Annotated in this window: 21 protein-coding genes; 9 read left to right on the forward strand and 12 right to left on the reverse strand. The window is 54.5% G+C overall.

Annotated features, from left to right (window positions below; all coding sequences use genetic code 11):
* Positions 1–323: 323 nt before the first annotated feature.
* From BLU26_RS07805 to BLU26_RS07820, 4 genes are all read right to left on the reverse strand, one after another.
* Entirely contained in the window at positions 324–2,771 is a 2,448-nt protein-coding gene (locus tag BLU26_RS07805) for a Lon protease family protein (protein WP_092285449.1), read from the reverse strand.
* A 104-nt stretch (positions 2,772–2,875) separates the two neighbouring features.
* A complete protein-coding gene (locus tag BLU26_RS07810) occupies positions 2,876–3,736 on the reverse strand; it encodes a uroporphyrinogen-III synthase (RefSeq protein WP_092285451.1) in 861 nt (286 codons plus the stop codon).
* A 219-nt stretch (positions 3,737–3,955) separates the two neighbouring features.
* A complete protein-coding gene (locus tag BLU26_RS07815) occupies positions 3,956–5,416 on the reverse strand; it encodes a DUF3336 domain-containing protein (RefSeq protein ID WP_092285453.1) in 1,461 nt (486 codons plus the stop codon).
* A 48-nt stretch (positions 5,417–5,464) separates the two neighbouring features.
* The gene (locus BLU26_RS07820; protein ID WP_092285455.1) at positions 5,465–7,099 is read right to left on the reverse strand and encodes a wax ester/triacylglycerol synthase family O-acyltransferase; all 1,635 of its coding nucleotides are present in this window, start codon (positions 7,097–7,099) and stop codon (positions 5,465–5,467) included.
* Between the two features lie 729 nt (positions 7,100–7,828).
* Here BLU26_RS07820 and BLU26_RS07825 point away from each other — a divergent pair.
* The 3 genes from BLU26_RS07825 to BLU26_RS07835 all read left to right on the forward strand — a co-directional run bounded on the left by BLU26_RS07825 (position 7,829) and on the right by BLU26_RS07835 (position 11,198).
* On the forward strand, positions 7,829–8,617 hold the full coding sequence (locus BLU26_RS07825) for a class II glutamine amidotransferase (protein ID WP_092285457.1): 789 nt from the start codon (positions 7,829–7,831) through the stop codon (positions 8,615–8,617).
* A gap of 81 nt (positions 8,618–8,698) precedes the next feature.
* The gene (locus BLU26_RS07830; protein WP_092285459.1) at positions 8,699–10,036 is read left to right on the forward strand and encodes a nucleotide sugar dehydrogenase; all 1,338 of its coding nucleotides are present in this window, start codon (positions 8,699–8,701) and stop codon (positions 10,034–10,036) included.
* The gene (locus tag BLU26_RS07835; RefSeq protein WP_231702025.1) at positions 10,029–11,198 is read left to right on the forward strand and encodes a glycosyltransferase family 4 protein; all 1,170 of its coding nucleotides are present in this window, start codon (positions 10,029–10,031) and stop codon (positions 11,196–11,198) included. Before BLU26_RS07830 ends, BLU26_RS07835 begins: the two co-directional genes overlap by 8 nt.
* Here the strand turns inward: BLU26_RS07835 and BLU26_RS07840 are convergent.
* The 6 genes from BLU26_RS07840 to BLU26_RS07865 all read right to left on the reverse strand — a co-directional run bounded on the left by BLU26_RS07840 (position 11,172) and on the right by BLU26_RS07865 (position 17,659).
* Positions 11,172–12,149 (reverse strand): polysialyltransferase family glycosyltransferase, encoded by a 978-nt coding sequence (locus tag BLU26_RS07840; RefSeq protein WP_092285461.1) that lies wholly within the window; start codon positions 12,147–12,149, stop codon positions 11,172–11,174. The two genes, BLU26_RS07835 and BLU26_RS07840, sit on opposite strands and share 27 nt — an antisense overlap.
* Before the next feature lie 15 nt (positions 12,150–12,164).
* A complete protein-coding gene (locus BLU26_RS07845; protein ID WP_157719332.1) occupies positions 12,165–13,457 on the reverse strand; it encodes a lipopolysaccharide biosynthesis protein in 1,293 nt (430 codons plus the stop codon).
* On the reverse strand, positions 13,435–14,385 hold the full coding sequence (locus BLU26_RS07850; protein WP_092285465.1) for a glycosyltransferase family 2 protein: 951 nt from the start codon (positions 14,383–14,385) through the stop codon (positions 13,435–13,437). The genes BLU26_RS07845 and BLU26_RS07850 overlap by 23 nt, the downstream gene beginning before the upstream one ends.
* A gap of 25 nt (positions 14,386–14,410) precedes the next feature.
* Positions 14,411–15,259 (reverse strand): glycosyltransferase family 2 protein, encoded by an 849-nt coding sequence (locus BLU26_RS07855; protein WP_092285467.1) that lies wholly within the window; start codon positions 15,257–15,259, stop codon positions 14,411–14,413.
* Complete coding sequence (locus BLU26_RS07860) at positions 15,256–17,175, reverse strand: hypothetical protein (protein WP_157719333.1); 1,920 nt, start codon at positions 17,173–17,175, stop codon at positions 15,256–15,258. Before BLU26_RS07860 ends, BLU26_RS07855 begins: the two co-directional genes overlap by 4 nt.
* 73 nt (positions 17,176–17,248) lie before the next feature.
* On the reverse strand, positions 17,249–17,659 hold the full coding sequence (locus tag BLU26_RS07865) for a pilin (protein WP_092285471.1): 411 nt from the start codon (positions 17,657–17,659) through the stop codon (positions 17,249–17,251).
* 285 nt (positions 17,660–17,944) lie between these two features.
* Between BLU26_RS07865 and pilB the strand changes: the two genes are divergently transcribed.
* The 6 genes from pilB to BLU26_RS07895 all read left to right on the forward strand — a co-directional run bounded on the left by pilB (position 17,945) and on the right by BLU26_RS07895 (position 23,634).
* Positions 17,945–19,648 carry a type IV-A pilus assembly ATPase PilB gene (gene pilB / locus BLU26_RS07870; RefSeq protein WP_092285473.1) on the forward strand — a complete coding sequence of 568 codons (1,704 nt, stop codon included), beginning with the start codon at positions 17,945–17,947 and terminating at the stop codon, positions 19,646–19,648.
* A gap of 3 nt (positions 19,649–19,651) precedes the next feature.
* The gene (locus BLU26_RS07875; protein WP_092285475.1) at positions 19,652–20,914 is read left to right on the forward strand and encodes a type II secretion system F family protein; all 1,263 of its coding nucleotides are present in this window, start codon (positions 19,652–19,654) and stop codon (positions 20,912–20,914) included.
* 4 nt (positions 20,915–20,918) lie between these two features.
* Positions 20,919–21,791, forward strand: coding sequence for a prepilin peptidase (locus BLU26_RS07880; protein WP_092285477.1), 873 nt, complete (start codon positions 20,919–20,921; stop codon positions 21,789–21,791).
* A gap of 61 nt (positions 21,792–21,852) precedes the next feature.
* Positions 21,853–22,464, forward strand: coding sequence for a dephospho-CoA kinase (coaE, locus tag BLU26_RS07885; protein WP_092285479.1), 612 nt, complete (start codon positions 21,853–21,855; stop codon positions 22,462–22,464).
* Positions 22,461–22,649 carry a DNA gyrase inhibitor YacG gene (yacG, locus tag BLU26_RS07890; protein ID WP_092285481.1) on the forward strand — a complete coding sequence of 63 codons (189 nt, stop codon included), beginning with the start codon at positions 22,461–22,463 and terminating at the stop codon, positions 22,647–22,649. Before coaE ends, yacG begins: the two co-directional genes overlap by 4 nt.
* A 31-nt stretch (positions 22,650–22,680) precedes the next feature.
* Positions 22,681–23,634, forward strand: coding sequence for a Nudix family hydrolase (locus BLU26_RS07895; protein WP_092285483.1), 954 nt, complete (start codon positions 22,681–22,683; stop codon positions 23,632–23,634).
* Between the two features lie 18 nt (positions 23,635–23,652).
* Here the strand turns inward: BLU26_RS07895 and ispH are convergent, their stop codons facing one another.
* Together ispH and fkpB are read right to left on the reverse strand one after the other, a co-directional pair.
* The gene (gene ispH, locus BLU26_RS07900) at positions 23,653–24,600 is read right to left on the reverse strand and encodes a 4-hydroxy-3-methylbut-2-enyl diphosphate reductase (RefSeq protein ID WP_092288407.1); all 948 of its coding nucleotides are present in this window, start codon (positions 24,598–24,600) and stop codon (positions 23,653–23,655) included.
* An 82-nt stretch (positions 24,601–24,682) separates the two neighbouring features.
* Positions 24,683–25,120 carry an FKBP-type peptidyl-prolyl cis-trans isomerase gene (fkpB, locus tag BLU26_RS07905; protein ID WP_092288408.1) on the reverse strand — a complete coding sequence of 146 codons (438 nt, stop codon included), beginning with the start codon at positions 25,118–25,120 and terminating at the stop codon, positions 24,683–24,685.
* Positions 25,121–25,220: the final 100 nt, after the last annotated feature.

Raw genomic sequence — 25,220 nt, forward strand, 5'->3', positions numbered from 1 at the left:
TGTGCACAGTATCTGTGGATAACACTGTGTGCAAAACGCAGATAACTGCGCTTCACCCTGAAAACACAGGTACTGCACGCAGCCGTTCAAAAAACACTCAATACGCGCAAGCCAGCCGTCTGCAAGCGCGAGCCTCCTGTAGGCCTAGTGCCACGCCGCCTGCAGAAAGTTGACCAGGGGCTTGAATTCACAATCCAACGCGGGGGTCAAGACCCCGTTTGTGGAATACGTTGGACAATGTCAGCCAATGTTCGGCGCCAGCCTGTGGATAAGTCTGTAGACAAGGTTTGTAAAAGCGCCCTTGGCCGGCGCCGCATCTGGCCTCAGCCGCGCTCACCCGCCGCGGGTGGGTCGCCCTCTGGCTCCTCGGCTTCTTCTTCCCGGTCGCGCTCGGCAATCTCGGCCAAGCGCGATACCACCCGTGCATTGATGCTACCTGCGGTAAATTCGCCGTCTGCAGCCATCTCGCCCGCCGGCTCGCCAGCCAACAGCGCCAACGCTTCGTCGACATGCGCCACCGCGTAAACGGCAAACTGTCCGGCCTGCACCGCTGCCAACACCGCTTCGTCGAGCATCAGGTTGGGCACATTGGAGCGGGGAATGATCGCGCCCTGCTTACCGGTCAAGCCACGCGCCTCGCACAGCCGGAAGAAGCCTTCTATCTTCTCGTTCACGCCACCCACGGCCTGTACTTCACCAAACTGGTTAATCGAACCGGTAATCGCGTAGCACTGCTGCAAGGGAGTACGCGAGAGCGCGGAGATCAACGTGCAGACCTCGCCCAGCGAGGCGCTATCGCCATCCACGTACCCGTAGGACTGCTCCAGCGCGATGCTGGCAGAAATCTCCAGCGGGTAGTTCTGCGCGTAGCGGCTACCCAGGTAACCGGTAAGAATCATCACGCCCTTGGAGTGGATCGGCTGCCCCAGGTTCACCTCGCGCTCGATGTCGACAATGCCGCTGCCACCCGGGTACACGGTCGCACTGATACGCGCGGGAACGCCGAACACCGAATCGCCCACCTCCAGCACGGTGAGGCCATTGCACTTGCCCACCGCCGCGCCCTGGGTATCGATCAGAATCACCCCCGAGACCATATCCTCACGAATACGCGCGCTCACACGACCTGTGCGCGTCTCCTTGGCACGCAGGGCGCGCTCGATGTGCGCGGTGTCGGTCAAGGGGTCGCTGGCGAGCTGCCGAACGAAGTCGGCCTCGGCGACCAGCTGAAAGATGTCGCTGATGCGCGCCGAGAGGCGCGTCTGATGCTCTGCCAGCCGAGCGCTGTAGGTCAGCACACGCGCAACGGCGGCGGCAGTCAGTGGTGCCAGCCCCTCCTCCGACGTACGCGTTTTCAGCAACTGCGCCATACCTTCAATGCTGTCGGTGGTGCGCGGTAGATCCTCGTCAAAATCCACCAGCACGCGGAACATTTCCTGAAAGTCCGGATCCAGGTCCTGCAAGGCGTAGTACACCTGCCGTGAACCTATGATCACCACCTTGAGGTTCAGCGGGATAACCTGCGGCGTGAGGGTAACCGTGGCCAATCGCCCCATGTCGGCCCAAGGCGATTCCATTTTCAGCAGACGTGAATGCAGGGCGCGCTTGAGCGCATCCCAGACAAAGGGCTCACTCAACAACTTTTCGGCCTCCAGCACCAAATAGCCGCCATTGGCCCGGTGCAAAGCGCCAGGACGAATGTGCCGATAACTGGTGACCAGACCGCCCTGCTCCGGGCTGTACTCAACCCGGCCGAAAAGGTTGTCGTAGGACGGGTGTGGCTCGTGCACCACCGGCGCGCCGCCGCTGCCGTGATGACCAACGATCAAACTGGGACTGTATTGCTCAACCAGCATCTGCTTCTTGTAGGCGTCTGGCTTGGCCTCCAGCACCCGCTCTTCGACCAGTTGGTCGATGACGGTTTTCAGCAGATTCTGGCGCATGGCCTGCAGGTATTCGCACACAGCCTGATTACCGCAATAGGCCTCCAGCAGCGGCTCCAGCAAGGGTTGCAGGGCCTCGGTAATGGTTTCTTCGTTCAATTCGCGCAGCTGGTTGCTCGACTCGCGCTTCCATTGCGGCAGGCTAGACAGCGCTTCGTTCAGCACCTCTTCCAGCGCCGAAATATCGGCATGAAACCGGTCGCGTTCCTCCTCGGGCAACTGCGAAAACTCCGCCTCATCCAGTGCCTTGCCTTCTTTCATCGGCGTAAAGGCAATGTTCTGCGCATCGCGGTAGATGGCAATACTCTTTTCCAGCGCGCGCCGCTCTACCGAATCGATGGCGCGGTCGTAACGCTGGTTGAAAGCACGGTCGATAGCGCTCTTCTTCTGCTGATAGGCCGGGTGCTCGAACACGGCCGGGAAGGTTGCCAGCAGATTGTCGATAAACTGCTCAAGGGTGCTGATCAACTCGCCAGCGGTGCCGGGCGCCAGGCTGATCACCCAGGGCTCACGCGGTTCATCAAAGTTATTGACGTAAACACAGTCCTGCGGGGTGATCTGCCGTTTGGCTTCCGCTCGCAGATAGCGCAGCACGTAAGAGAAACGGCCCGTGCCGGGGTCACCCATGACAAACACGTTATAGCCGGGGCGATGCATAGCCACCCCGAACTGCAGCGCCTCAACCGCGCGCTCCTGACCGAGGATGCCACGGAACGGCTCCAAGTCATCGGTGGTGGTGAACCCCATATTGGCGAGGTCGATAGGGACGGTCAGTTGTTCGGGCTTGAGACGGAGGTTCTGTTCTAGCGCAGCGGAATCAGTGGTCATCCAGCATCCTTGGCATACAGGGAGGGCAATACGGCATTGTTGCGCCGCCGGGCGCCTGCTGACAAGCCTCGACCTGCAGCAGGGTACGCGGCACGCGCGGGTAATCAGTCTTCGAGTGTGCTGGCACTGGCAGGGTTGCCCAGCTCTCGTACCAATTCACGTACCAGCGGCTTCATGAAAAAGCTGCTTTCAGGCATCAGATTTACCTGCACGCCATAGGCTACCAGCTCATCCCCTACGACCGGCCCGACGGCGGCCACCGTGAGGCGTGACAGAGCGGACAATAACTGCGGCTCGCCCTCCTCGCGCCGGCGCGCAATTTGAAACAGACGGCGTACCTGGGTGGCGCTGGTGAACGCAATGGCATCGACCTCGGCGGCCAGGAGTGCGTCGATCAGCTGCACTACCTGGGTATCTTCCACATCATCCGCATAAATATAGGGAGACACCGTACTGACCTCGGCGCCCGCGCCCTGCAGAAACTCGATCAGGCGCACATTTGGGTCGCTGCCATACAGCTGAACCCCTATCCGTTGGCCTTCCAGGTTCTCGCCCTTGAGCGTGTCAATAACGCCCTCCGTGGTCGGCGCGACCGCCACGCGGTCGGCTTTCAGGCCCAGCTTGCGCAGCGCGGCGCCGGGTTTTGGGCCACGTGTAAGCTTGCTGATCGGCGCCAGCGCAGCCACAAAGTCGTCGCGCAGACTGCCGCCCTCGCGCTCGGCGAGCGAGACCATACGGCGCAGCCCTTCACCGGTCAGTAAAATCAATTGATCGAAGGGCTGCGCAATCAACGCCTGCATCCACTGGCGGACCGGTTCGGGATCGGGCGCGTCGTGAATGGATACCAGCGGGCAGCGCAAGACATCGGCCCCACGCTTGATCAGCATGTCGGCAAAGAGGTCAAGTTCACGGCTTTCCGGCAGCGCGATGCGGCGGCCAGACAATGGCAGGTCTTCAGTACTCATGGCGATGGGTCTCAATCAGTGCGGATAAGCCATTGTGCGCAGCCGGCTTGCGCTTGAAAAGCGTAAACGCAATATCCGTCGCAACACGCCCACTCCGGCGTCATCGCCAGGGCCGTCACCCGGGAAGGTCGAGTTCCATCTCGACCCTGCGCCTTCCTGGATTAAAGCTGGCTGCCGCACAGTGGCCCCGCCAGCTATTATCGCCGCCGGCGCGTAACTCTATTTCTCCCAGCCACGGCTATGCAGGATGTGATCAAGCGTACGGCTGACCGCGGTGCAATTACGCACCATTTCCACCTTTTCCCAGGTCGAGCGCTCGCCCTCGTGAATCAGACGGTGCATGGCCTCACGGGTGGGCGGGGCCAACAATCGCAGCGGATGATCCCAGCGGTTACGCAGAAAAATATTGATGTCGGCCGTGTAGTCCTGCGCCAGTACGCCGTAGGTCAGGTGCTGCATCAAGCTGATCACCGGTGACTTGATACGGATGTTGTCGCGGCTGAAGCGCATGGCTTCGGCCGCCCCCATCTTGATGAAGTGGGCCTGAAAATTCACCAGCGAACGCAGCCGCGTGCGCGGCACATCCGGATCCGGGGTAATCGCCAGCGCAGCCGGGTTGGTCATGCTGGAAATGAAGTGGTTGACGCCATACAGGCGCGCCAGGCGCTTGGCCGGCAGGTCGTCGGCAAAAGAGCCGTCAATCCATTTCATACCTGGCAGATACGGCACGGTTTCACCGGCAGCGTTGCGGCACATCAAAGTGACCGGCGGGTAAACGCCATATATCGCGCAGGAGGCCATCACCGCCGACCGAATCAGCACGTTGGGCGAGGTAATGGCATTCAGCAGGCGCGGCGCCTGCTGCGTCGACAGCCCCGTTACCGTGATATTCAGCTTGCGACCCGTCAGCTCAAAGGCTTCCTGAAAGGTCATGTCGGGGATGATTTTCGCCAGGTAGTCACGCAGGTTATCCGCATCCATGGCAGGCCGGTTATTGCCCAGCAACGAGAGCGTCGGTCGGATCGCGGTGGTCTCCTCCACATCGTGGTGCAGGTTATCCAGGCTCAGGCGGTGGCGCAGCTCATCATCGTGGTGAGTACAGGCGGTTGCCGCCAGTATCGAGCCGGCGCTGGAGCCTGAGATAATCTCCGGCAGCAGCCCCTGCTCGAACAGGGCCTTCAACACGCCGGCATGAAAGAAGCCCAGCACCGCGCCACCGCTGAGCATCAACGCAGAACGACCGTTGCAATGACTGGCCCGCAGGAAGAAGTCCTGCTTCTCCTGCAGCGGGATAATGTCGTCAGATACCTCGTTCAAATCCTTCAGAGCGCCGCAGAGCTCGTCTATGTAGCGGGTAATCAGGGTTTTGGTACCCAGCCGCGCCTTGTTGTACAACGACGGCTTACCCATGCCGCCGAGGTTGCCGTGCACCCCCTCGTTCAGCGCGAACAGTAGTTGGTGAAAGTCGCCCCGAAAACGCAGATCGCGCAACACATCAAGGCGCTGACGTAGCGAGCGGTAATCATAGCTTTCACAGGCGTCATCCTGCTTCCAGTCGTCCAGACCGTGCTCGTGGTCATACTCCGCAGCCAGCTCGGCCCACTCGTCATAGGTTTCTGCATTTTCCATTGCCTGCAGCAACGACTTGCTGCGCGCACGCTGAAACAGTTTCAAGCCCATATTCGTACCTCTGGCGCCACGACGGCGCCGGTTGCCTGTATCGAAAAACTAGCGCGCGCTGCTGGCCGATCTAGCCGGCTGCACATCGGACGCTCTGGGATCTGGCTCGGCGGCGGCAATCTTTTCCGCCTTGCGCTTGCGCGCACTTGGTACCGCCTTACCTTCCGGCACCGAAACAGCCTCCCCAGGCTTGCTTTCGGCGCTCTGGTTAGCCGTATCAGGCGCCACAGCGGTCAAGGCCTGCTCTGCCTTCTGAGTCGCTTCAAGCTCTTTCATCAGTGCCTGATACTCTTGGGTGGAGGCTTCCATGCAGGCGATATAGGTGTCCATGTCGCCAACAATCTTGCGATCGGCCACTACACCCAGATTCAGCTCATCGTAGATGCCGGTCATACCGTGGCTGATACCCATGCCATCGGAAATCGGTACCAGCGGGAAAACGTTGACGATCTTGGCACCGGCGAAATAACGCGGCTGCATACCCGGAATGCCCGGCACATTGGTGATCACGGTATTGATCATCGGAAAGCGGCCAACCGAGCGTATGCGATTCTGCGTCCAGGCGCCCAGCGCGCGCATATAGGGCGGGATCATGTCGCCGAAGGCGTTGCTCAGGTCGCACAGCACTTCCTTGGCCAGCGGTACGCCCTTGGCCGTTCTGCGTTGCACCGCGTGCAGGCGATCTACCGCATTGGGTACGTCGGTACCGATGCCGATAAACATGGCGGAAATCAGGTTGCCACAATCCTTGTTGGCCTCGCTTGGGCGAATGGAGACAGGACACATGGACACCAGCGAACCTGTGCTGGGCAACACGTTGTGGTGCGACAGATACCGCCGCATACCGCCACCAATAATCGCAATCACCACATCATTCAGCGTCGAGCCCGGGCAAAGCTGGCGCATGCGCTTGAGCTCGGATATTTGCCAGGTAAAGGCACCATAAGAGCGGTGTGGGGAAATTTGGGTATTGAAGATGCTTTTGGGTACGCGTGTCTGTTCCGGCTTGGCCTCGTCGCGCAAACGGCGGGCCAATTCAATGCCCTTGCGGCCGACTGTCCAGCCGGCCTTCATGCTACGCAGTGTCTGCCCCATCATGCGCGGGGTGGTGCGGGCCCACATCTCCAATCGGGTGGGTGCACGCTCGGCTACCTCCACCCGGTCACGGCGACCGTACTCGTGTTCCGCGGTCTCCTCCATCATCGCTGTGGTCAGCTCCAGACTGGCTTTGCCGTCAACATAGGCGTGATGGAAGCGGATCAGTACCGCGAAGCTGTTGGGCGGCAAGCCTTCAACATTGTTGACGCCTTCGATGATGTAGATCTCCCATGGCGCACGCTCCATATCCACGCTGCGCGACATAGTGCGCGCAGTGAAAATGCACAGCTGCCGCCAATCGCCCGGCTGCGGCAAACCAACGTGGCGCACGTGATATTCGAGGTCAAAGTTTTCGTCATCCAACCAGTAAGGATCGTCCAGTTGAAAGGGAGCTTGCTCCAGCCGACGGCGAAAGAAAGACGTGGTATTCAAACGATCCGAGATGTACTGCAGAATTTCCTTATGTCGCACTAACCCACCCGGCGCACTGCTTTGATCACAAAGCCAGAGACTGCCAATCATCATCGGCTGATTGGGCGCCTCAAAGTAGAAGAAGTGAGAGTCCATCGGGGTGAGCTGTTTCATTGTAGAAGTCCTCGTACCGGGTAAGGTGTATTCGATTCATCGCCAAGCATCGCCGTCTTGCGATCAACAGGCCTTGATTCAAGTCAAGCAGTTAAGCCAGAAATGTAAAACGCACCAAAAAACAGCCATCGACTTAAATCGATGTAATTTGAGGCTGAAGAGGATAATGCAATTTTGTGACCAATTGGTCACAGCATCATAAATACTGGGGACAGCTCACAAAGAAAGATCATTCTGGCCTTGAGCCAGAGCCTGCGGCAGACAACCACAAGGCGACACATTTTGAAATTGATTTGCGCCTGCCAGCGCCATGAGCACCATATTGGTGCGCACGTTTAGCCATGGTGGGCATCTCGCAACGGCTATTCCGTCCTGTTTGCGCGCTCGTTAGAGACAAACGGAAACGGCCCGAGCGTAGCTGGCGCTAAGCCTAAGCCCATACTTTGCGCGTGACACCAGTGAGCGAGCCAAGCGATAAAGGGCCGCCGGATTGACGTACCCCGTGCCTGGATCTCGCTGCCGCAGGTGCACCTCTGAGCACAGGCAGATCTAGATGCAGGCACTCGCCGCTAGGTTAACCAAAGCAAATTGACTGGATACCCGGCGTCGCCAGGTCAGCACACAACAAGGCGTGGCTGCGTGTATGAGCCAGCCCGGCCAGCGCTTTACAGCTAAGACTCAAACTGAGTTAATCCACTCTTTAACCAGCGGCGTAACTCGGGGCGAATAATGTGTGAACTACTGGGTATGAGCGCCAACGTACCGACCGACATCTGTTTCAGCTTTGCCGGGTTGATGCGCCGCGGTGGTGGCATTGGCCCTCACCGCGATGGCTGGGGTGTTGCCTTCTATGAAGGCAAGGGCGTGCGCTGCTTTCACGACCCCAACCCATGCCATGACTCAGCCATTGCCAAGCTGGTCGAGTCCTACCCCATCAAGTCACAGAACGTCATCTGCCATATCCGCCAGGCCAACGTCGGCGGCGTCAGCCTAGCCAACACGCATCCTTTTACCCGTGAGCTCTGGGGCCAGTACTGGGCCTTTGCTCACAACGGACAGTTGGCCAACTTTGACTCGACCAAGGGCCCATTCCGGCCCGTTGGCGACACCGACAGCGAAGCGGTCTTCTGCCACCTGCTCAATACCCTGAGCCAACACTATGAGCAGCCACCAGACACCTCCGATCTGATTCAAACGCTAAGCCAGGCCTGCCAGCCCCTGCTGAAGCACGGGGTGTGCAACATCATGCTCAGCAACAGCGACTGGCTTTTCACCCTCTGCACCAGCAAGCTCCACTGGATCACCCGCAGAGCGCCGTTCGGCGCAGCACACCTTAGCGACGTAGAGGTCAGCATCGACTTTACCGAGCACACCACCAGCGCCGACATAGTCACCGTTATCGCCACGGAACCACTGACCAATAACGAGCAATGGAACGCCTGCCAGCGCGGCGAATGGCGCTTATGGCAGGCGGGTGAGACGCTGCTTCAGGGTAACTTGCTGACGCCGGCGATTTAGCTGCATATCTACTTGCTCCACTACCGGGCATTTGCAATCATCGACCGACTGACCACGCCAAGGAAGATGGACGTTCAACCTATGCCCCGCACCGCCCTCGAAAGCAACAAACCCGATACCTGCCTGCGGGAACTCTCTGAAAGAATTGAATCAAAACGGTGCGTTGTGGGTATCTACGGACTGGGCTACGTCGGCCTGCCGTTGGCACTGCGCTTTGCCGACATGGGTATCAAGGTCATTGGCTTTGATATCGATGCAAACAAAGTTGCCATCCTGAACGGCGGTGGCAGTTACATTGAGCGCATCACCCGCGAGGCTATTCACCAGGCCCGCGCAAGCGGCTTTGAGGCAACTGCAGACTTCAGCCGCACCGCTGAGGTGGATGCACAGATCATCTGCGTACCCACCCCGCTGGATAGCCACCATCAACCCGACCTTAGCTACGTCACAGATACCGTTGACAGCATTTTGCCGTTTTTCAAGGCTGGCCAATTGATGAGCCTGGAAAGCACAACCTGGCCCGGCACGACAGAAGAACTGCTGGCGCCGCGACTTTGGGCATGTGGCTTCACCCCTGGCGTCAATTGCGCGCTGGTGTACTCTCCTGAGCGAGAAGACCCCGGTAACGCGCACTTCAGCACGGCGCAAATCCCCAAGGTCATCGGCGGCATGACGAGCCAGTGCCTGGAACTTGGCAGCGCGCTGTACGCCAACGCGATTGAAACCATGGTGCCGGTGAGCAATACCCGCGTGGCCGAGATGACCAAGCTGCTTGAGAATATCCACCGCGCAGTCAACATCGGCCTGGTCAACGAGATGAAGATCGTTGCCGACAAGATGGACATCAATATTCACGAGGTGATCAACGCGGCCGCCACCAAACCCTTCGGCTTCGTACCCTATACACCTGGCCCTGGTCTCGGCGGCCACTGCATCCCGATCGACCCTTTCTACCTCACCTGGAAAGCCAAGGAGTACGGGATCAATACCCGCTTCATCGAACTGGCTGGTGAGATCAACCACTACATGCCCCACTGGGTGGTGCAGAAGGTTGCCGACGCACTCAACGAGCACGGCAAATCCGTCAAAGGCAGCCGCATTCTAGTGCTAGGCCTAGCCTACAAGAAGAACATCGACGACACCCGAGAGTCGCCCGCAGTGGAGATCATGTCGCTCTTGCAGGACAAGGGGGCCGATGTCGCTTACTCGGATCCGCATGTGCCAAGTTTTCCGCAGAAGCGTGACTATCATTTTGACCTGAAATCGGTCGAGCTGACATTCTCTAATATTGAAAGTTACGACTGCTTGGTACTAGCAACGGACCATGACGGATTTGACTACGAGAGCTTGTCCGAGCATGCGAAGCTTATCATCGACACCCGAGGGCGTACCCAAGGGGAGAACGTGATTAATGCCTGATCCCAAGCGACAAAAGATACTGATCATCACCCGTAACCTGCCGCCGCTGGTGGGAGGAATGGAACGACTTAACTGGCACATGGCTGATGAGCTGTCTAAACATGCAGATGTGTGCGTGATTGGCCCGAGAGGTGCTGCCGCTAACAAGCCTGAAGCAGTGCAACTAGCAGAGGCACCTATAAAGCCTCTGCCGCTGTTTCTTTTGGTCAGTTTAATAAAAGGGCTGTGGAGCGCAATATTCTGGCGGCCAGATACAGTGCTAGCAGGCAGCGGTCTAACCTCGCCCTCGGTATGGCTGCTCAGCAAAGTATGCAGGGCCAGGTCCGCAGCTTACCTCCATGGTTTTGACATTACGGTTGACCACTGGCTTTATCGCAAGGTCTGGCGCCCAACGTTCAAGAAGCTCAATACCGTCATAGTCAATAGCACCCCTACACGGGAGCTAGCTCTAGCCGCAGGGGTACCTTCCGCAAATATAAGTATCGTATTCCCGGGAGTCACCCTGCCGGAAGCCGCACAACCTTTAAGCCGAATCAACAAATTCAAGCGCCAACAGGGGTTAGAGGGCAAGAAAATCCTGCTGTCCGTGGGGCGATTAACGACACGCAAGGGTTTACGGGAGTTTGTTGAGTTCAGCTTGCCGAAAATAGTAAGTGCCGAGCCAAACGCTGTTCTAGTTATCGTTGGCGAGGCACCGAAAAACTCGCTTGGCGCAAGCGTGCAGACTGTTGAAAGCATCCAGGAGCAAGCTAATAGGTCAGGTGTCGGGAAACACATCAAGTTTCTCGGCGTAATCACCGAAAAAACGTACCTGGCTACCGTGTATGAGGCAGCCCATTTACACGTATTCCCAGTCCGCGCTATACCCAACGACCCTGAAGGCTTCGGCATGGTTGCTATCGAAGCCGCTGCGCATGGCTTACCTACAGTAGCATTTGCTACCGGAGGAGTAGTAGATGCGGTTAAAAACAGAACGTCAGGAGAGCTGATTGAACGGCAGGACTATGGTGCACTAGCACAGGCAGTAATAGAAAATCTGAAGACCACAAGCACAACGCCAGATATGTGTAGCAGATTCGCACTAGACTTTGGATGGACCGCGTTCGGTCGAAATCTGCAAAGCGTCATCCATCATTTACCAGGCGCGTCCGGAAGCGACTAGTCTTTGTTGACGGTCGGTTAATGTTTCGTAAAGCGGATCAAAGCCAGGAAAGCGGCGGGTCTCGCGACCGAAGAGGAATTTGGACACATAAGCGAATGTAGAGCTAGGTGTGACAACCTGAACAATCTGCTCAGAGCAACGCATCAAAATCCACTCTGCCGGAGTGTCTGCCGGCAGAACAGCAAACTTCCTGTATTTAGTCACATTTTCAATGGGGTGTGGCTTGATCAACAGATCAGCTAACCCTGTGAGAGAAACACGAAGTACGTCAAGCTCTGCAAGCAATTGCTCTTCGCTAATCAAACCTAACTCCACCACAGGCGGCGTCACGACTAGAATATATTTTCCTGCGCCAGGCAAAGAAAAATCCATGGGGCTCAGCGTGTCTAGCACGTCCAAATACGACGAGCTCATACGCTGATCCAGCCTAAATGAACTATCAAAAATAAAGCAACGCTCATTCACGCGAAACTTGAAATACGAATTCAAAAGAAATATTACGGCCAGCGCCAAGGCATATTTTATAGGCAATGGCAACTTCACGCGCGCCAAGTCTTCTCTCAAATATGCTTTAACGTCCTGCCGGTAACCGCCGTAAGACCCCAGCCCCTCCTCCGTAAGTATCAGCTTGACTGAAGCTGCCTTGCTACTAATAAGCTTATATACCCTGTAAGGCCGTTTCGTTGGTGTCACTAACCCTACACGCTTTCTTTCCCATCGTGCATCTAGTAAAAGCGAATTCAGCTCGTCGACTGACTTCAAGAAAAAAACTTCTTCCGCGCATTCGCTCATTACTCTTTCATTCGTTCGCGCGCTAACGCCTTTAAAAGGGGTAGCCAGAAAGGCAATGCAGCGGGGCTTGGTCTTTAGACGCTTAAAATAAGCCAGCACGCCCAGCAGATGGTACCAAGACGAGAACTTGCAGACGTATAAGTCCATCTCACGCACCATAGAGTCTCCATAAAATTAAATCAGTCGAAATTTGGACGGCGTCTTCTTAAAATAGACCGCCCACTTGGCTAGCATCAAAAACAGAAATGCAAAGAAAACACTAGCAGGCACCGCATAGATAGAAGAGTAAAAAGAGACCACATAAACAGAGCAGAAAAATAGAGGCAGCATGCTTACATGGCAGGCAAAAACCGCTCTATCCAGCCGCTGCGCATACAATGCAAAATGCGCCACCATAGACAAAGAAAAGACCACTTGCGACAACAACAAGAAAAGCAAAATCCCCATATACTCGAAATACACATCATTCCGAATGAAGAGCTGTATATATGGAAACACCAGCAATATAAAAATCGAGCTTAATATCGAAAACACAAAAGCAGAAAACAACATTTTACGCAACAAGGATTTGAATACATCCGAATCCCCAGACTCCCATGCAGACATTACTTTCGGATACAAGTAACTAAAAACCCCTGCATCCAAGAAAGAACCTATCGCACCGGCAATACCCGCATACAGCACAAACGCAGCCAGAACGTAACTGCCAACGAAGTCCTCAAACAGGAAACGATCCAAGGTTCCTATCGCCTTAAGCGATAACGAAGAGAGCCAGTACGGTAGTGAGGTACCAACCCCCAACCAAACCCAATGCCACCCCAGGAATCTGCGAGCACCTCCGGCAAAAAGCTTTTCTTTAATCAGAATCAGGGACAGCGTAGCGGCTACCAACCCGCCCAGCATCCAGGCGAGCAAAAGATCTTTTAAGCCTATATCATCCGGAAAAAAAAATAGCAGCACGCTCATAAGGATAGCCCAAATCCCTGAGCGAAAAAACATCACAACACCTGCACCAAACGGCTTACCTAATACCACCAGAAGTCTACCGCACTCTTGGCCAACTAATTCGAATAAAAATATAGGGATAAGAAAGTAGCCAACAGAAGCCCAACCGTTGTCAGCAAAAAACAGCATAAACACGACATAAAAAACACAAATTGTCAGTGCCGTGCAAAACAAAAAAACACCGTGGGACAACAATACATCAGAGACATAAATCTTTCGCTGCCCCAGCAAGGTTCGCGCTGAGTACACATAAAACTCAGCGCCAGCCACATATTGGAAAAAGACGACTAACGCTGCGAACAAACCAAAAAAACCAAATTCGTATGGGGTAAGCGCCTTCGCCGCAAGGAAAAGAAGGGAAAAACGAGAAAGAAGCGTTATCGCTCTAAGAGCCATACTAGCAGCCGGAAGCACACCACCCCGAAGACTTATCACCACTTCACATTTCTTCTTCAGCAACATATTGTCGCTGGTAACGGGTTCCGGAAAAATAGAACACGGCCGACGCTAGTCTAACGAAAAATCGCTTGATGAAAAATGGAAGTGGTCGCGAAACGATATTTTTGGCAATAACGAGAACACCCTGTCTAAACAAAGAAAAAAAACAGAGCAGTACACGTGAAAAGAAACCCGCACTATTAATATCGACACGACTGTACGCCATCTCCGCATAGGCCTCAGGGTGTCGCGCCCTAAATATATATGAAGTATAGCTCCCTGCTTCGAACATTTTTTTACATACAGTAGGCAGTGAGATGTCATCATCATGATAAACGGCTGATTCAACAGCGTACTCTGGCTGTACGCCCATCTCAATCAGTCTAATAATCCAATCACGATCCTCAAATCCATAATGTGTATAGGCACAATCAAACCCGCCGGACTTGACAAAATACTCGCGTGAAACCGCACAGTACTGAGTTGAGAATGCGAGCGGATTGCCATCGTAAAATTCACGCTCTCGATCTAGCATTAACTGATTGAAATACTCAGACCAGAACCCAAATCCTTCTGACTTTAGCTTCCCAAAAACAACAGCAGCGTTAGAACCCAGGTAGGGAAGAAGGGACATAAGCGTAAGCTCTGACTCTGCCCTACAGTCCGCATCCAAAATTATTAAATAATCCGCCACACTAGTGACTGCGCCGGCATTGACTGCTCCCCCGCGCCCGAGAGATTTCTCGTTCCTTATTACACGAATGGTATGCCCTTCTTCCAGTTTCGGGAGGTGACGAATAACGCTGTCAGACTCCGTAGAGCCATCATCCACAACACATATTTTCACATCACACTTTTGGCCAACCTGTTGATTCAGCCAGGACTCTATAACCTCAGCGAAAACCCTGCCCGGATTTTTAACCGGAATGACGACTTCTATGCTAAGCATCATTTAATTTCCGCAATCAACGCAATTATCAATCACCTTTATACATCAAGGCAGTAATTTGTTCGGAGATAAGTCCCATAAGAAAAACCATCACGCTTCCAGTATAAAGAAGCGCGCTCATATTGGTAAATCGGCCAAAAGTGCCGAGCGTGTAGGCATACCAAGCTGACGCCATAAAAAACGCAATAGCAGCAATGGGCGCAAATAGTTTAAGCGGCGAGTATAAAGTGCCGACTTTAAAAATAATAAGCAAAAATCGTAGACCATCACGCAGTGGCCTTATGTGGCTTCGCCCCTCACGTTTCGCAGCATGAATAGGCATATAAGCCACCGAGTAACCTGCACGGAAAAACGCCATTGTTGACGTAGTTGGATAGGAAAAACCATTTGGTAGCAGATAGACAAACTCCATGAACTTAGCTGCTCGCACCGCGCGGAAGCCCGAAGTAAGGTCCTCTACCTTACGTCCTGTCATGTAGGTGGCGAGCCTGTTATAAAACCCATTAGCCACTCCCCGACCTATGCTAGCTTGAGAGCCTTGCTGTCGGGCACCTACTACCAGATCGTAACCATCACCAATTAGGTCGAGCAACCCTTGAATATCTGCGGGGTCATGCTGGCCATCCGCGTCCATAAATACGATCACGTCGCCAGACGCGACCCTTGCGCCAGATTTGATCGCAGCTCCATTACCTTTGCTATATGGGTGCGATACAACCAACGCTCCGGCTTGTCTGGCCGCACTTTCGGTGTCGTCTGAAGAGCCATCATTGACCACAATTACTTCAAAACCTGGGTACGTGGCAACAATATTAGCTACAACCTTCCCGACAGAGACTCCTTCGTTCTTAGCTGGCAATACAACACTCACCTTCACTCGCGCGCCTCCGCTATTGCTTGTTTCATGGCAGATAGCAACTCAGCCGGCAAGGTTGAAGCTACCTGCGCGTCATTTTCACGCCTGGCAATCGCCTGCTCAGCACGACTTATATCTCCCTGCTCCAGAGCAAAGTAGACTTGGTACTGAAGAACAGGCACCGCGTCAGGAGCAATATTCTCAGCTTGGGACAAAGAGCGCCATACCATATCAACCTGTCCCAGTTCTTGCTCAATCATCGCCTTAACAAAGTAGATTTTTGCTCCATACACGGCAACGTTCATCTTAGAACTCTGTTCAAGGAGCTCAATCAATGAAAGTAGATCTGAAAAACCTAGCGACCCGCATTGATTTGCAGACAGTAGCGTGTGCAAATTAAAAAGCTGATCAACAACCGTTACATTTATCCGGCCAGTTTCTGCTACGGAAATCGCTTCTCGCATTCTGCTTGCGGTATCGTGACCATCTGAAATAACACATGAATACATCACGCCTTGCAGCCTGATATCCAAGCAATCCGGACATGCCTGCTTGGTTCTATCCAAGACTTTCAGAGCAAATGCCATCCTCTCTCGCGAGATATATTCGCTATTCTGCTCTCCCAGCGCGGCGAGATCGTCTTTGCTTTGCTCAAGAAAAACAGCGTGCAAAGCTGCCCTAGCAGACCCTGGATGACGTTTATTCCAAGTGTCCGCGGCCTCTTGTGGTTGCCCCCAGAGACTAGTAATCGCCAACAAAACAGCAGCAAGCAACACGATATAGGCCCCGAGAAGCCAAGGTGCAACACGTGCTATCTTGCCTTTCGCAGTAAAGGCTGCAACGGTCAAAAACAAGCATATGCCGTACATAGCAACATAGTTTCTATGCTCAAAGTAGAGCTCGAGCATAAGGCTTGTTGATTCAATAAGGTGTCCAGCAACAAACCATAAAACGGCAAAACTAAAAAACTTGTAACGGCTTCGATAAGCGAACGCGAACAACAAGACTGCTAGCCACGACATACCAGCAGCAATAACGCCTAGGTCGAGAGTTTTTAAACCGTAATAGTCATGGAATGGACCATACGCAGTAGGTGACTGAGGGAAAAACCCTCTATAGAGGTACTCCCACAGGACCACCCACTCGGTCACCACCCTATCCGCAGGTGAAAATCCTCTATAGCTATTGACCGCAAACCAATCGAAGCGGATAGGTGAAATATAAAACAGGACAAACAACAAGGGAGCACATAGCACCAACCTTCTCAGCCAAGGCCACCCATCGCGCTCACCTTTTAGCCTTACCACAAAGAAATCGATCAGCAGAGCAAACACAGGGAAAAGCGCTCCGCTTTCCTTCGTATATATCGAAAGCAGCGTACCCAAACCCAACACTGATAACTGCGCAAGCGTACCAAAAAGCGGCCCACGCACAGCCCAAGCATAGCCCTTGATAAAGCCCAACAACCCCATCAAGCCAAATAATGTCGCCAGGCCCGTCATTCTCTGGATAGCAATCAAGGAAGCCGATGCCAATATAGGCAAAACCGCCCACATCAGCGCAGACATTAGCGCTACACGAAAATGCAACCGACGCTCAACATTGCCGATCAATGCAAGGCATTCACGTCCGATTAGAAAAAACAAAAGAAAATTGAAGCAATGAACAACAACATTAAAAAAGAGAATACCTTGGCTATTCTCAGGCCAACCAGACGCAAACGGGACAAAACTCAAGAGGGCAATGGGCCGACCTAACGGGCCGGCATGGCCTCCACTCACAAAGGACCAAGCCTCTCCCCAGCTTTGTATACTCGCCAACCCCTCAAGATTCGAGTAGTCATCGTAATAAAGAGCTCCGGAAATTCCCGGAATATATATAAGCACCAAAAGTACAGCGCAAAATAATACCAGCGACAGCTTCGCGAATTTACCCACTTGCAACGAGTTCCCGACTAAGTACATAAACAAAAACCCCGGCTAGACAGCCGGGGTTTTTTTTGGCTAGCGATTAGCCACGGCAAGAGCCTGGCATCCACTTGGTTGGGGTACCGGAGCAAATCCAAGCGGCGATGTTGTTGCGCGAGGTACCGGAAGGAGTCAGCGTCACAGTAATGGTCTCATCAAACTCACCAGCTTGGCTGTCAATGGTAATAGTACCATCGTTCGCCACTGCCAAATTGGTCGCGTATTGAGTGCCGATGAAGTCGCTATCGCAGGTCGCCAACTGGGCGCCAAATCCGTTCGACTGAACAATCTCAGTTACACAAGTACGCGCAGAACTGGCGGCCAGTACGATCTCAGAAGCCTTAGCGCGATTGGTGTAATCTTGGTATGCCGGCAGAGCGATGGCGGCGAGAATACCGATGATCGCAACAACGATCATCAGTTCGATCAAGGTAAAACCCTTTTGAGCTTTCATTTAGAACTCCTTAAGTGTGAGATAGCCTAGAGGCTGAAAGGTGCAATGCACAACTTGTGCCACAAGCTCGACACAACCCAACCCTGCAAGGCATGGGCGATAGCGCCTGCAATAACCTACAGCTAAATGGACGGATATCCGTACCCTAGGCGTCAGAAGGTGACATTTTTGGTCACTCCTCAAATGGCGACATGTGCTCGCAGCGTTATTTGCGGTGCATTATCTATAGCGTATGTACTATAGTCCCCGTATCTAAAGCCATTTCGCAATTAGAGACGCCAAAGGATTATGGAAACCCCCGCTCTATCTGGGCTGGCACGCCGCATTGTTCAAGATGGGCTGCTCGATGCCGACACCGCAGCTAAGGCAAGTCAGCAGGCTAGCCAAGACAAGATCCCACTGATCACGCACCTCGTACAGCGCAAGCTTGCTAGCTCCCGTGACCTCGCAATGGTTTGTGCTGAAGAGTTTGGTTATCCCTACTTTGACTTAACCGCCATAGACAAAGAAACGCAACCGAGTGAGTTGGTTAGCGAGAAGCTAATTCGTCAACACAACGTATTGCCCTTATTCAAGCGAGGCTCGCGCCTCTATTTAGCCATATCCGACCCAACCAACCAACAAGCGCTTAGCGACATCCAGTTCAACACCGGACTGATGACCGATGCTGTAATAGTAGAGGACGACAAGCTGCATACTGCTATCGATAAGTTCCTGGACAGCCCTACCGGCGGACTAGGCGATATGGCAGACGCAGACCTTGACGACCTAGACGTTCAGGCAGTTACCGACGACGATAACAAAGACAACGGTACTGACGCTGACGACGCCCCTATAGTTCGCTTCGTCAACAAAATGCTCTTGGACGCGGTACGAATGGGGTCTTCTGACCTGCATTTCGAGCCTTACGAGAAGACATATCGAGTTCGCTTCCGTACCGACGGCATTTTGCACGAGGTGGCCAAGCCACCACAGCAGCTTGGTGTGCGGATTGCGGCTCGCTTGAAAGTAATGTCGTCTATGGACATGGCCGAGCGGCGCAAGCCGCAGGATGGCCGTATCAAGATGAAGATATCCAAGAACAAAGCCATCGACTTTCGCGTAAACACCCTCCCAACTCTCTGGGGCGAAAAGGTGGTGCTGCGTATTCTCGATTCCGAAAGCGCCAAGATGGGTATCGACGCACTGGGCTATGAGGACGACCAGAAGCATATGTACTTGGCGGCACTTGAGCGCCCGCAAGGCATGATCTTAGTGACAGGCCCTACCGGCTCAGGCAAAACGGTTTCACTGTATACCGGATTGAACATTCTCAATACCATGGAGCGCAATATCTCCACTGCAGAAGACCCGGTAGAGATCAACTTGGAAGGCATAAATCAGGTCAACGTGAACCCTAAGCAAGGCTTGGATTTCGCCAAAGCATTGCGCGCGTTCTTGCGGCAAGACCCGGATATCATCATGGTTGGGGAGATTCGCGACCTCGAGACCGCGGAGATCGCTATCAAGGCAGCCCAAACCGGCCACATGGTGATGTCTACGCTACACACCAACAGTGCTGCTGAGACGTTGACTCGTTTGCGCAATATGGGCGTGCCTTCCTTTAACATCGCAACGTCGGTAAATCTGATCATCGCTCAGCGCTTGGCACGCCGGCTTTGTAAAAGCTGCAAGAAGCCGATGGAAATTCCCCGCGAAACACTGCTGGAGGAAGGCTTCTCGGCAGAGCAGGTCGATGCCGGCATTACAATATTTGGCCCTGTGGGTTGCGAAAATTGTAAAGATGGTTATAAAGGACGTGTTGGTATTTATGAAGTCGTCAAAATTACGCCTGCGATGCAGCGCATCATCATGGAAGACGGCAACTCTATTCAGATTTCTGATGTAGCCCAGAGCGAGGGCTTTAGAAGCTTGCGCCAATCGGCCCTTATGAAGGCAGAAGAGGGTGTTACCAGCCTGGCGGAAGTTAACCGAGTGACCAAGGATTAAGTCATGGCGCAACAAGCAGCACTAAAAAAGAATCCTGCAGCTGCCAAGAAAAAGGCCAAGGAAGAGAAACTTTACCCCTTCAAGTGGGAAGGTAAAGACCGTAAAGGCACCAAAATTACGGGGGAGACTCAGGGCTCAAATCCTGCATTGATTAAGAACCAGCTGCGCAAACAAGGCATCTTGGTTACCAAAATCAATCGCAAGTCTACCCTATTTGGCAAGCGAGCAAAGGCGATAAAGCCTCTAGACATCGCGTTTTTTACTCGCCAGTTGGCGACGATGATGGAGTCAGGGGTTCCCATCATTCAGGCTTTCGAGATCATTGCCGAGGGCGCTGAAAATCCGAACGTGGCTAAGCTAGTCACCGAAATCAAAACTGATGTTGCTGCTGGCAACACCCTTGCGGATTCACTGCGCCAACACCCTAAATATTTTGACGATCTCTTTTGCAACTTGGTGGAGTCAGGCGAGCAGTCTGGCCGCCTTGAGTCACTTCTAGATCGTATCGCAACCTATAAAGAAAAAACCGAAGCGCTCAAAGCTAAAATTAAAAAGGCTATGACCTACCCCATTTCGGTTGTAGTTGTCGCAATCATCGTGACAGCGATCATGCTGCTAAAGGTTGTGCCCAGTTTTCAAGAGGTCTTCGCCAACTTTGGAGCAGAACTACCTGGCTTCACACTTTTCGTGATTGGCCTATCTGAATGGTTGCAAGCCTGGTGGTTCGTGGCCCTCTTTTTGATTATCGCTGTTGGGTACGCCTACTCTCAAGCTCACCTCCGCTCAAAGCGATTTAGAGACGCGGAAGACCGCGCCTTGCTGAAAGCTCCCATTATCGGGGATATTATCTACCAGGCAGCTGTAGCGCGGTATGCACGCACTCTTTCCACAACCTTTGCAGCAGGCGTGCCATTGGTAGAAGCCCTCGACTCTGTAGCAGGCGCGTCAGGCAACGTCGTTTTCTACAACGCTGTCATGAAAATCAAAGAAGATGTCTCAGCCGGTTCGCAGCTGAACTTTTCGATGCGAAATACAAATGTATTCCCTTCACTGGCTACTCAAATGGCCGGCATCGGTGAAGAATCAGGCAACCTCGATGGCATGCTTGAAAAAGTTGCGGACTACTATGAAGCAGAAGTTGACAACAAAGTAGACAACCTCACGACCCTGCTAGAGCCTATGATTATGTCCGTTCTAGGCATTTTGGTTGGCGGGCTGATCGTAGCCATGTACCTCCCTATCTTCCAGCTCGGCAACGTCGTATAAACGCATGCAGCTTCTCGATTACCTGGCCAGCCAAACGCTGGCCTTTATTTTACTCGCGGGCCTGCTGGGACTGGTTATCGGCAGCTTCCTCAACGTGGTGATTCATCGCCTGCCCAAGATGATGGAAAACCAATGGCTGCAGCAAAGCAGAGAAATGCTGCATCCTGACGAAGAGCAGCCTGCTCAGCCGACCTACAACCTCATACTCCCGCACTCACACTGCCCTCACTGCAACACCGAGATCAAGGCCTGGCAAAACCTGCCGCTTTTGAGTTATCTGCTGTTGAGAGGCCGCTGCGGCCACTGCAAGGGCAGTATTAGCCCGCGTTACCCCATGATCGAACTGATGACCGCTCTGCTTTCCATGGTGATAGCATGGCAATACGGCTTTGGTTGGCCGGCTGCCGGGATGCTGGTACTGACCTGGGGATTGATCAGCCTGAGCATGATCGACGCCGATACCCAGCTACTACCCGACGTACTGGTATTGCCGCTGTTATGGCTTGGGCTGATCGCCAACAGTTTCGCGATCTATACCTCTCTGCACGAGGCACTGTGGGGCGCGGTCGCCGGTTATCTCAGTCTGTGGTCGGTTTATTGGCTATTCAAACTGGTGACTGGCAAGGAAGGCATGGGCTATGGTGACTTCAAGCTACTGGCCATGCTGGGCGCCTGGGGTGGTTGGCAGATACTGCCATTGACCATATTGCTATCTTCGCTGGTGGGTGCCGTTCTTGGCATCATCATCCTGAAGACACGCGGGCAGGACAACACCACACCCCTGCCCTTTGGCCCTTACCTGGCGATTGCAGGCTGGATTGCACTGATCTGGGGTGAGACAATCACTGGCACCTATCTAAAGTTCGCCGGCTTCTAAGTTGGCGATCAGCCGCCTTGGGCGGCAGGTGACTCACTTTCGGATACCAGCACTCGCAGTTATGACCATGATCATTGGCTTGACCGGCGGCATTGGCAGTGGCAAGACCGCCGCCGCCAACTACTTTTCTTCCGCCCACGATATTCACGTAGTGGACGCCGACCTGAAGTCGCGCATAGTCGTAGAGCCCGGCAAGCCCGCACTGCAGCATATCGTTGATCGCTTCGGTGCCGAGATCCTCCTGGAGGATGGCCAGCTAAATCGCGCCGCCCTACGCCAACAGGTGTTCAGTGATCCACAGCAACGCGTTTGGCTGGAGCAACTGCTGCACCCCCTGATACGCGAAGAAATCATCAGCGACTTGCACAGCGCTGCATCGCCTTATGCGCTGCTTGTATCCCCCCTATTGGTTGAGTCCGGCCAACACCGGCTGACGAGTCGCGTCATCGTGGTGGACGTTCCCGAAGAGCTACAGTTGGCCCGCACGGCGATACGTGACCAGGTTTCAGAACAGCAGGTCAGGGCCATCATGCAAGTGCAGGCACAGCGGGAGGCGCGACTACGCCAGGCCCACGACGTTATCGTCAACGACCGCGATTTGGCTCACCTCCATCAACAGGTAGATGCGCTGCATCAACAGTATCTCGCCATGCTGCAGGAGAAAGAAATATGACACTCAGCGTCGAATGCCCCACCTGTCTGGCGCCGGTGACCTGGGATGCCAGCTTTCCTGATCGCCCTTTCTGCTCTCACCGCTGCCGCCTTATTGACCTGGGCGCCTGGGCCTCGGAGGAGCATGTGATACCCGGTAACGATCAGGAGCAGGATGTGTTTTCCGAGGATCTGCCGCCGCAATGAGCCTCAGAACCAGCCAAAATACGGCGACCTGATGCGCCGCATCCACGTGATGGCGGCCGTCATCAAGAACTTGGACGGTCAGATACTCATTGCCAAACGGCCTGACAGCTCACATCAGGGCGGCCTGTGGGAGTTTCCTGGCGGAAAGTTGGAACCAGACGAGTCCCGCTTTGCGGCGCTGCGCAGAGAGCTACAGGAAGAGCTTGGCATTGAGGTGATTCAGGCCAGACCGCTAATCGATATCCGGCATGACTACCCCGACAAGTCAATCCGTCTGGACGTGTGGCTGGTCGACAGGTTCAGCGGTATCGCCCACGGTGCGGAGGGTCAGCCAATACGGTGGGTACAAAGCGCCGAGCTCAACCAGTTTGAATTTCCCGCAGCCAATAGGCCCATCCTTACCGCCGCGCAGCTGCCGGAACGCTACCTGATCACGCCCGACTGCGACGAACAAACGCTTTTTCGCGGCCTGGACCAGGTCAGAGGCGAAGGCGTCCCACTGATTCAGTTACGCCAGACTCAATTGCAGCCAGAAGCCTACGACGCGCTCGCACAGCGCGTGACGCAGCGCTACGGCGACGACTTCAAGTGGCTGTTGAAAGGCGATGTGCAGCCGCGCGTGACAGATTGCGGCTGGCATCTTAACAGTGCCCAGTTAAGGCGGCTTTGGCAGCAGCAGGCAGACGGACAGAAAGCCCAAAAGCCTTTCAGCGGCCTGCTGGCAGCTTCCTGCCACAACGCAGAAGAGCTCTCGATGGCGATCGCACTGGGCGTAGACTTTGTAACCCTGTCACCCGTGCAAACCACCGCCAGCCACCCCGACGCCAACCCCCTGGGATGGGAACAGGCTGAGCAACTGATAACCGAGGGCAACCTGCCGGTCTATCTACTCGGAGGGCTACAACCATCGCACTCTGCGCGGGCTTTCGACATTGGCGCGCAGGGGGTAGCAGGTATAAACGCGTTCTGGCCCAGCGACAATTGAACGCTGGCCATTGCAATACTACTGAACCTCTACCACGCGCAATTCCTTGGGCATGCTGAAAACGATGTTCTCTTCCTGCCCGGCCAGCTCTTCTGCGCCGGTAGCGCCCTGCGCATGTAGATGCTGAATCACCTGACGCACCAGCACATCCGGCGCTGATGCCCCTGCGGTGACACCAATACTGGCTACCGAGGCGAGCCATTCCGGTTTGATTTCATCTGCCCCATCGATCAGATACGCCGGCGTACCCATGCGCTCAGACAGCTCGCGCAAACGGTTGGAATTCGAGCTGTTGGGGCTGCCGACAACCAGCACCAGGTCACACTCACTGGCCAGCTGCTTGACCGCATCCTGCCGATTTTGAGTGGCGTAGCAGATGTCGTCCTTGCGCGGACCGTCAATCGCCGGGAAGCGCGCGCGCAGGGCATCGATAACACGGGCGGTGTCGTCCATCGATAGCGTAGTCTGGGTAACAAAGGCCAGGCGCTCCGGATCGCGAACCTGTAACTGCGCAACGTCTGCTTGTTCCTCCACCAGATAGATTGCGCCGCCCTGGCTGGCATCATACTGCCCCATGGTGCCCTCCACTTCCGGGTGGCCAGCGTGGCCGATCAGCACACACTCCCGACCATCTCGGCTGTAACGAGTAACCTCCATGTGCACCTTGGTGACCAACGGACAGGTCGCATCAAACACCTTGAGACCGCGATCGGCCGCCTGCTGCCGCACGGCTTGCGAAACGCCATGGGCACTGAAGATAACAATGACGTCATCCGGCACCTGGTCAATTTCTTCCACAAAGACCGCACCGCGGCTACGCAAGTCTTCCACCACAAACTTGTTGTGGACCACTTCATGACGCACGTAAATAGGCGGGCCAAAGACTTCCAGTGCCCGATTGACGATCTCGATGGCGCGATCAACGCCTGCACAGAAGCCGCGCGGATTAGCCAGTTTGATCTGCATGAGCACCTCGGGGCATTAGTCTGTTGATGGGCGAATTATCCAGCATCATTGCGCTGATTGCGATGACTGACCGATAAGCCGGTCAGGCCGGCGCCACCGCGACAATTTCGACGTCAAAGGTGATGACCTTACCTGCCAAGGGGTGATTGAAGTCAACCTCTACCACCTTCTCGTGGATAGTTTTCACCACACCCGGCAGCTCACCGCCGGCAGCGTCCTGAAAAATCACCAGCAGGCCTTCTTCCAGCTCCATCTCGTCGAACTGATCCCGCGCTATGCTCTGTACATTCTGCGGATTACCCGGCCCAAAGCCGCGCTCCGGTTCGATCGCAAAGCTACGCCTATCTCCCGCTTGCAGACCGAACAGCGCTTGCTCGAAGCCAGGCAGCAAACTGCCATCACCCACCTTGAAGGTCGCCGGTTGTTTATCCAGCGTGGTGTCGACCACATCACCGTTGGGCAATTTCAGCGTGAAGTGCAGGGTCACCTGGGTGTCGTGGTTGATGCGCAGGTCTGTCATTTTGGTATCTCGAATTTGATTTAGGTAATACATCCGTCGGGGAAGCGCTGTGCAGCGGAGCCGCTTCCAGGGACAGCCGGGTTCCATCCCGGCTCGCGGT

The sequence above is a fragment of the Halopseudomonas sabulinigri genome (assembly GCF_900105255.1).
Lineage (GTDB): Bacteria > Pseudomonadota > Gammaproteobacteria > Pseudomonadales > Pseudomonadaceae > Halopseudomonas > Halopseudomonas sabulinigri.

Excerpts from the sequence above, each read along its gene's own strand:
- BLU26_RS07805 (WP_092285449.1), bottom strand. The coding sequence starts at position 2,771 with ATGACCACTGATTCCGCTGCGCTAGAACAGAACCTCCGTCTCAAGCCC.
- BLU26_RS07810 (WP_092285451.1), bottom strand. The coding sequence starts at position 3,736 with ATGAGTACTGAAGACCTGCCATTGTCTGGCCGCCGCATCGCGCTGCCG.
- BLU26_RS07815 (WP_092285453.1), bottom strand. The coding sequence starts at position 5,416 with ATGGGCTTGAAACTGTTTCAGCGTGCGCGCAGCAAGTCGTTGCTGCAG.
- BLU26_RS07820 (WP_092285455.1), bottom strand. The coding sequence starts at position 7,099 with ATGAAACAGCTCACCCCGATGGACTCTCACTTCTTCTACTTTGAGGCG.
- BLU26_RS07825 (WP_092285457.1), top strand. The coding sequence starts at position 7,829 with ATGTGTGAACTACTGGGTATGAGCGCCAACGTACCGACCGACATCTGT.
- BLU26_RS07830 (WP_092285459.1), top strand. The coding sequence starts at position 8,699 with ATGCCCCGCACCGCCCTCGAAAGCAACAAACCCGATACCTGCCTGCGG.
- BLU26_RS07835 (WP_231702025.1), top strand. The coding sequence starts at position 10,029 with ATGCCTGATCCCAAGCGACAAAAGATACTGATCATCACCCGTAACCTG.
- BLU26_RS07840 (WP_092285461.1), bottom strand. The coding sequence starts at position 12,149 with ATGGTGCGTGAGATGGACTTATACGTCTGCAAGTTCTCGTCTTGGTAC.
- BLU26_RS07845 (WP_157719332.1), bottom strand. The coding sequence starts at position 13,457 with ATGTTGCTGAAGAAGAAATGTGAAGTGGTGATAAGTCTTCGGGGTGGT.
- BLU26_RS07850 (WP_092285465.1), bottom strand. The coding sequence starts at position 14,385 with ATGATGCTTAGCATAGAAGTCGTCATTCCGGTTAAAAATCCGGGCAGG.
- BLU26_RS07865 (WP_092285471.1), bottom strand. The coding sequence starts at position 17,659 with ATGAAAGCTCAAAAGGGTTTTACCTTGATCGAACTGATGATCGTTGTT.
- BLU26_RS07875 (WP_092285475.1), top strand. The coding sequence starts at position 19,652 with ATGGCGCAACAAGCAGCACTAAAAAAGAATCCTGCAGCTGCCAAGAAA.
- BLU26_RS07880 (WP_092285477.1), top strand. The coding sequence starts at position 20,919 with ATGCAGCTTCTCGATTACCTGGCCAGCCAAACGCTGGCCTTTATTTTA.
- coaE (WP_092285479.1), top strand. The coding sequence starts at position 21,853 with ATGACCATGATCATTGGCTTGACCGGCGGCATTGGCAGTGGCAAGACC.
- yacG (WP_092285481.1), top strand. The coding sequence starts at position 22,461 with ATGACACTCAGCGTCGAATGCCCCACCTGTCTGGCGCCGGTGACCTGG.
- BLU26_RS07895 (WP_092285483.1), top strand. The coding sequence starts at position 22,681 with ATGCGCCGCATCCACGTGATGGCGGCCGTCATCAAGAACTTGGACGGT.
- ispH (WP_092288407.1), bottom strand. The coding sequence starts at position 24,600 with ATGCAGATCAAACTGGCTAATCCGCGCGGCTTCTGTGCAGGCGTTGAT.
- fkpB (WP_092288408.1), bottom strand. The coding sequence starts at position 25,120 with ATGACAGACCTGCGCATCAACCACGACACCCAGGTGACCCTGCACTTC.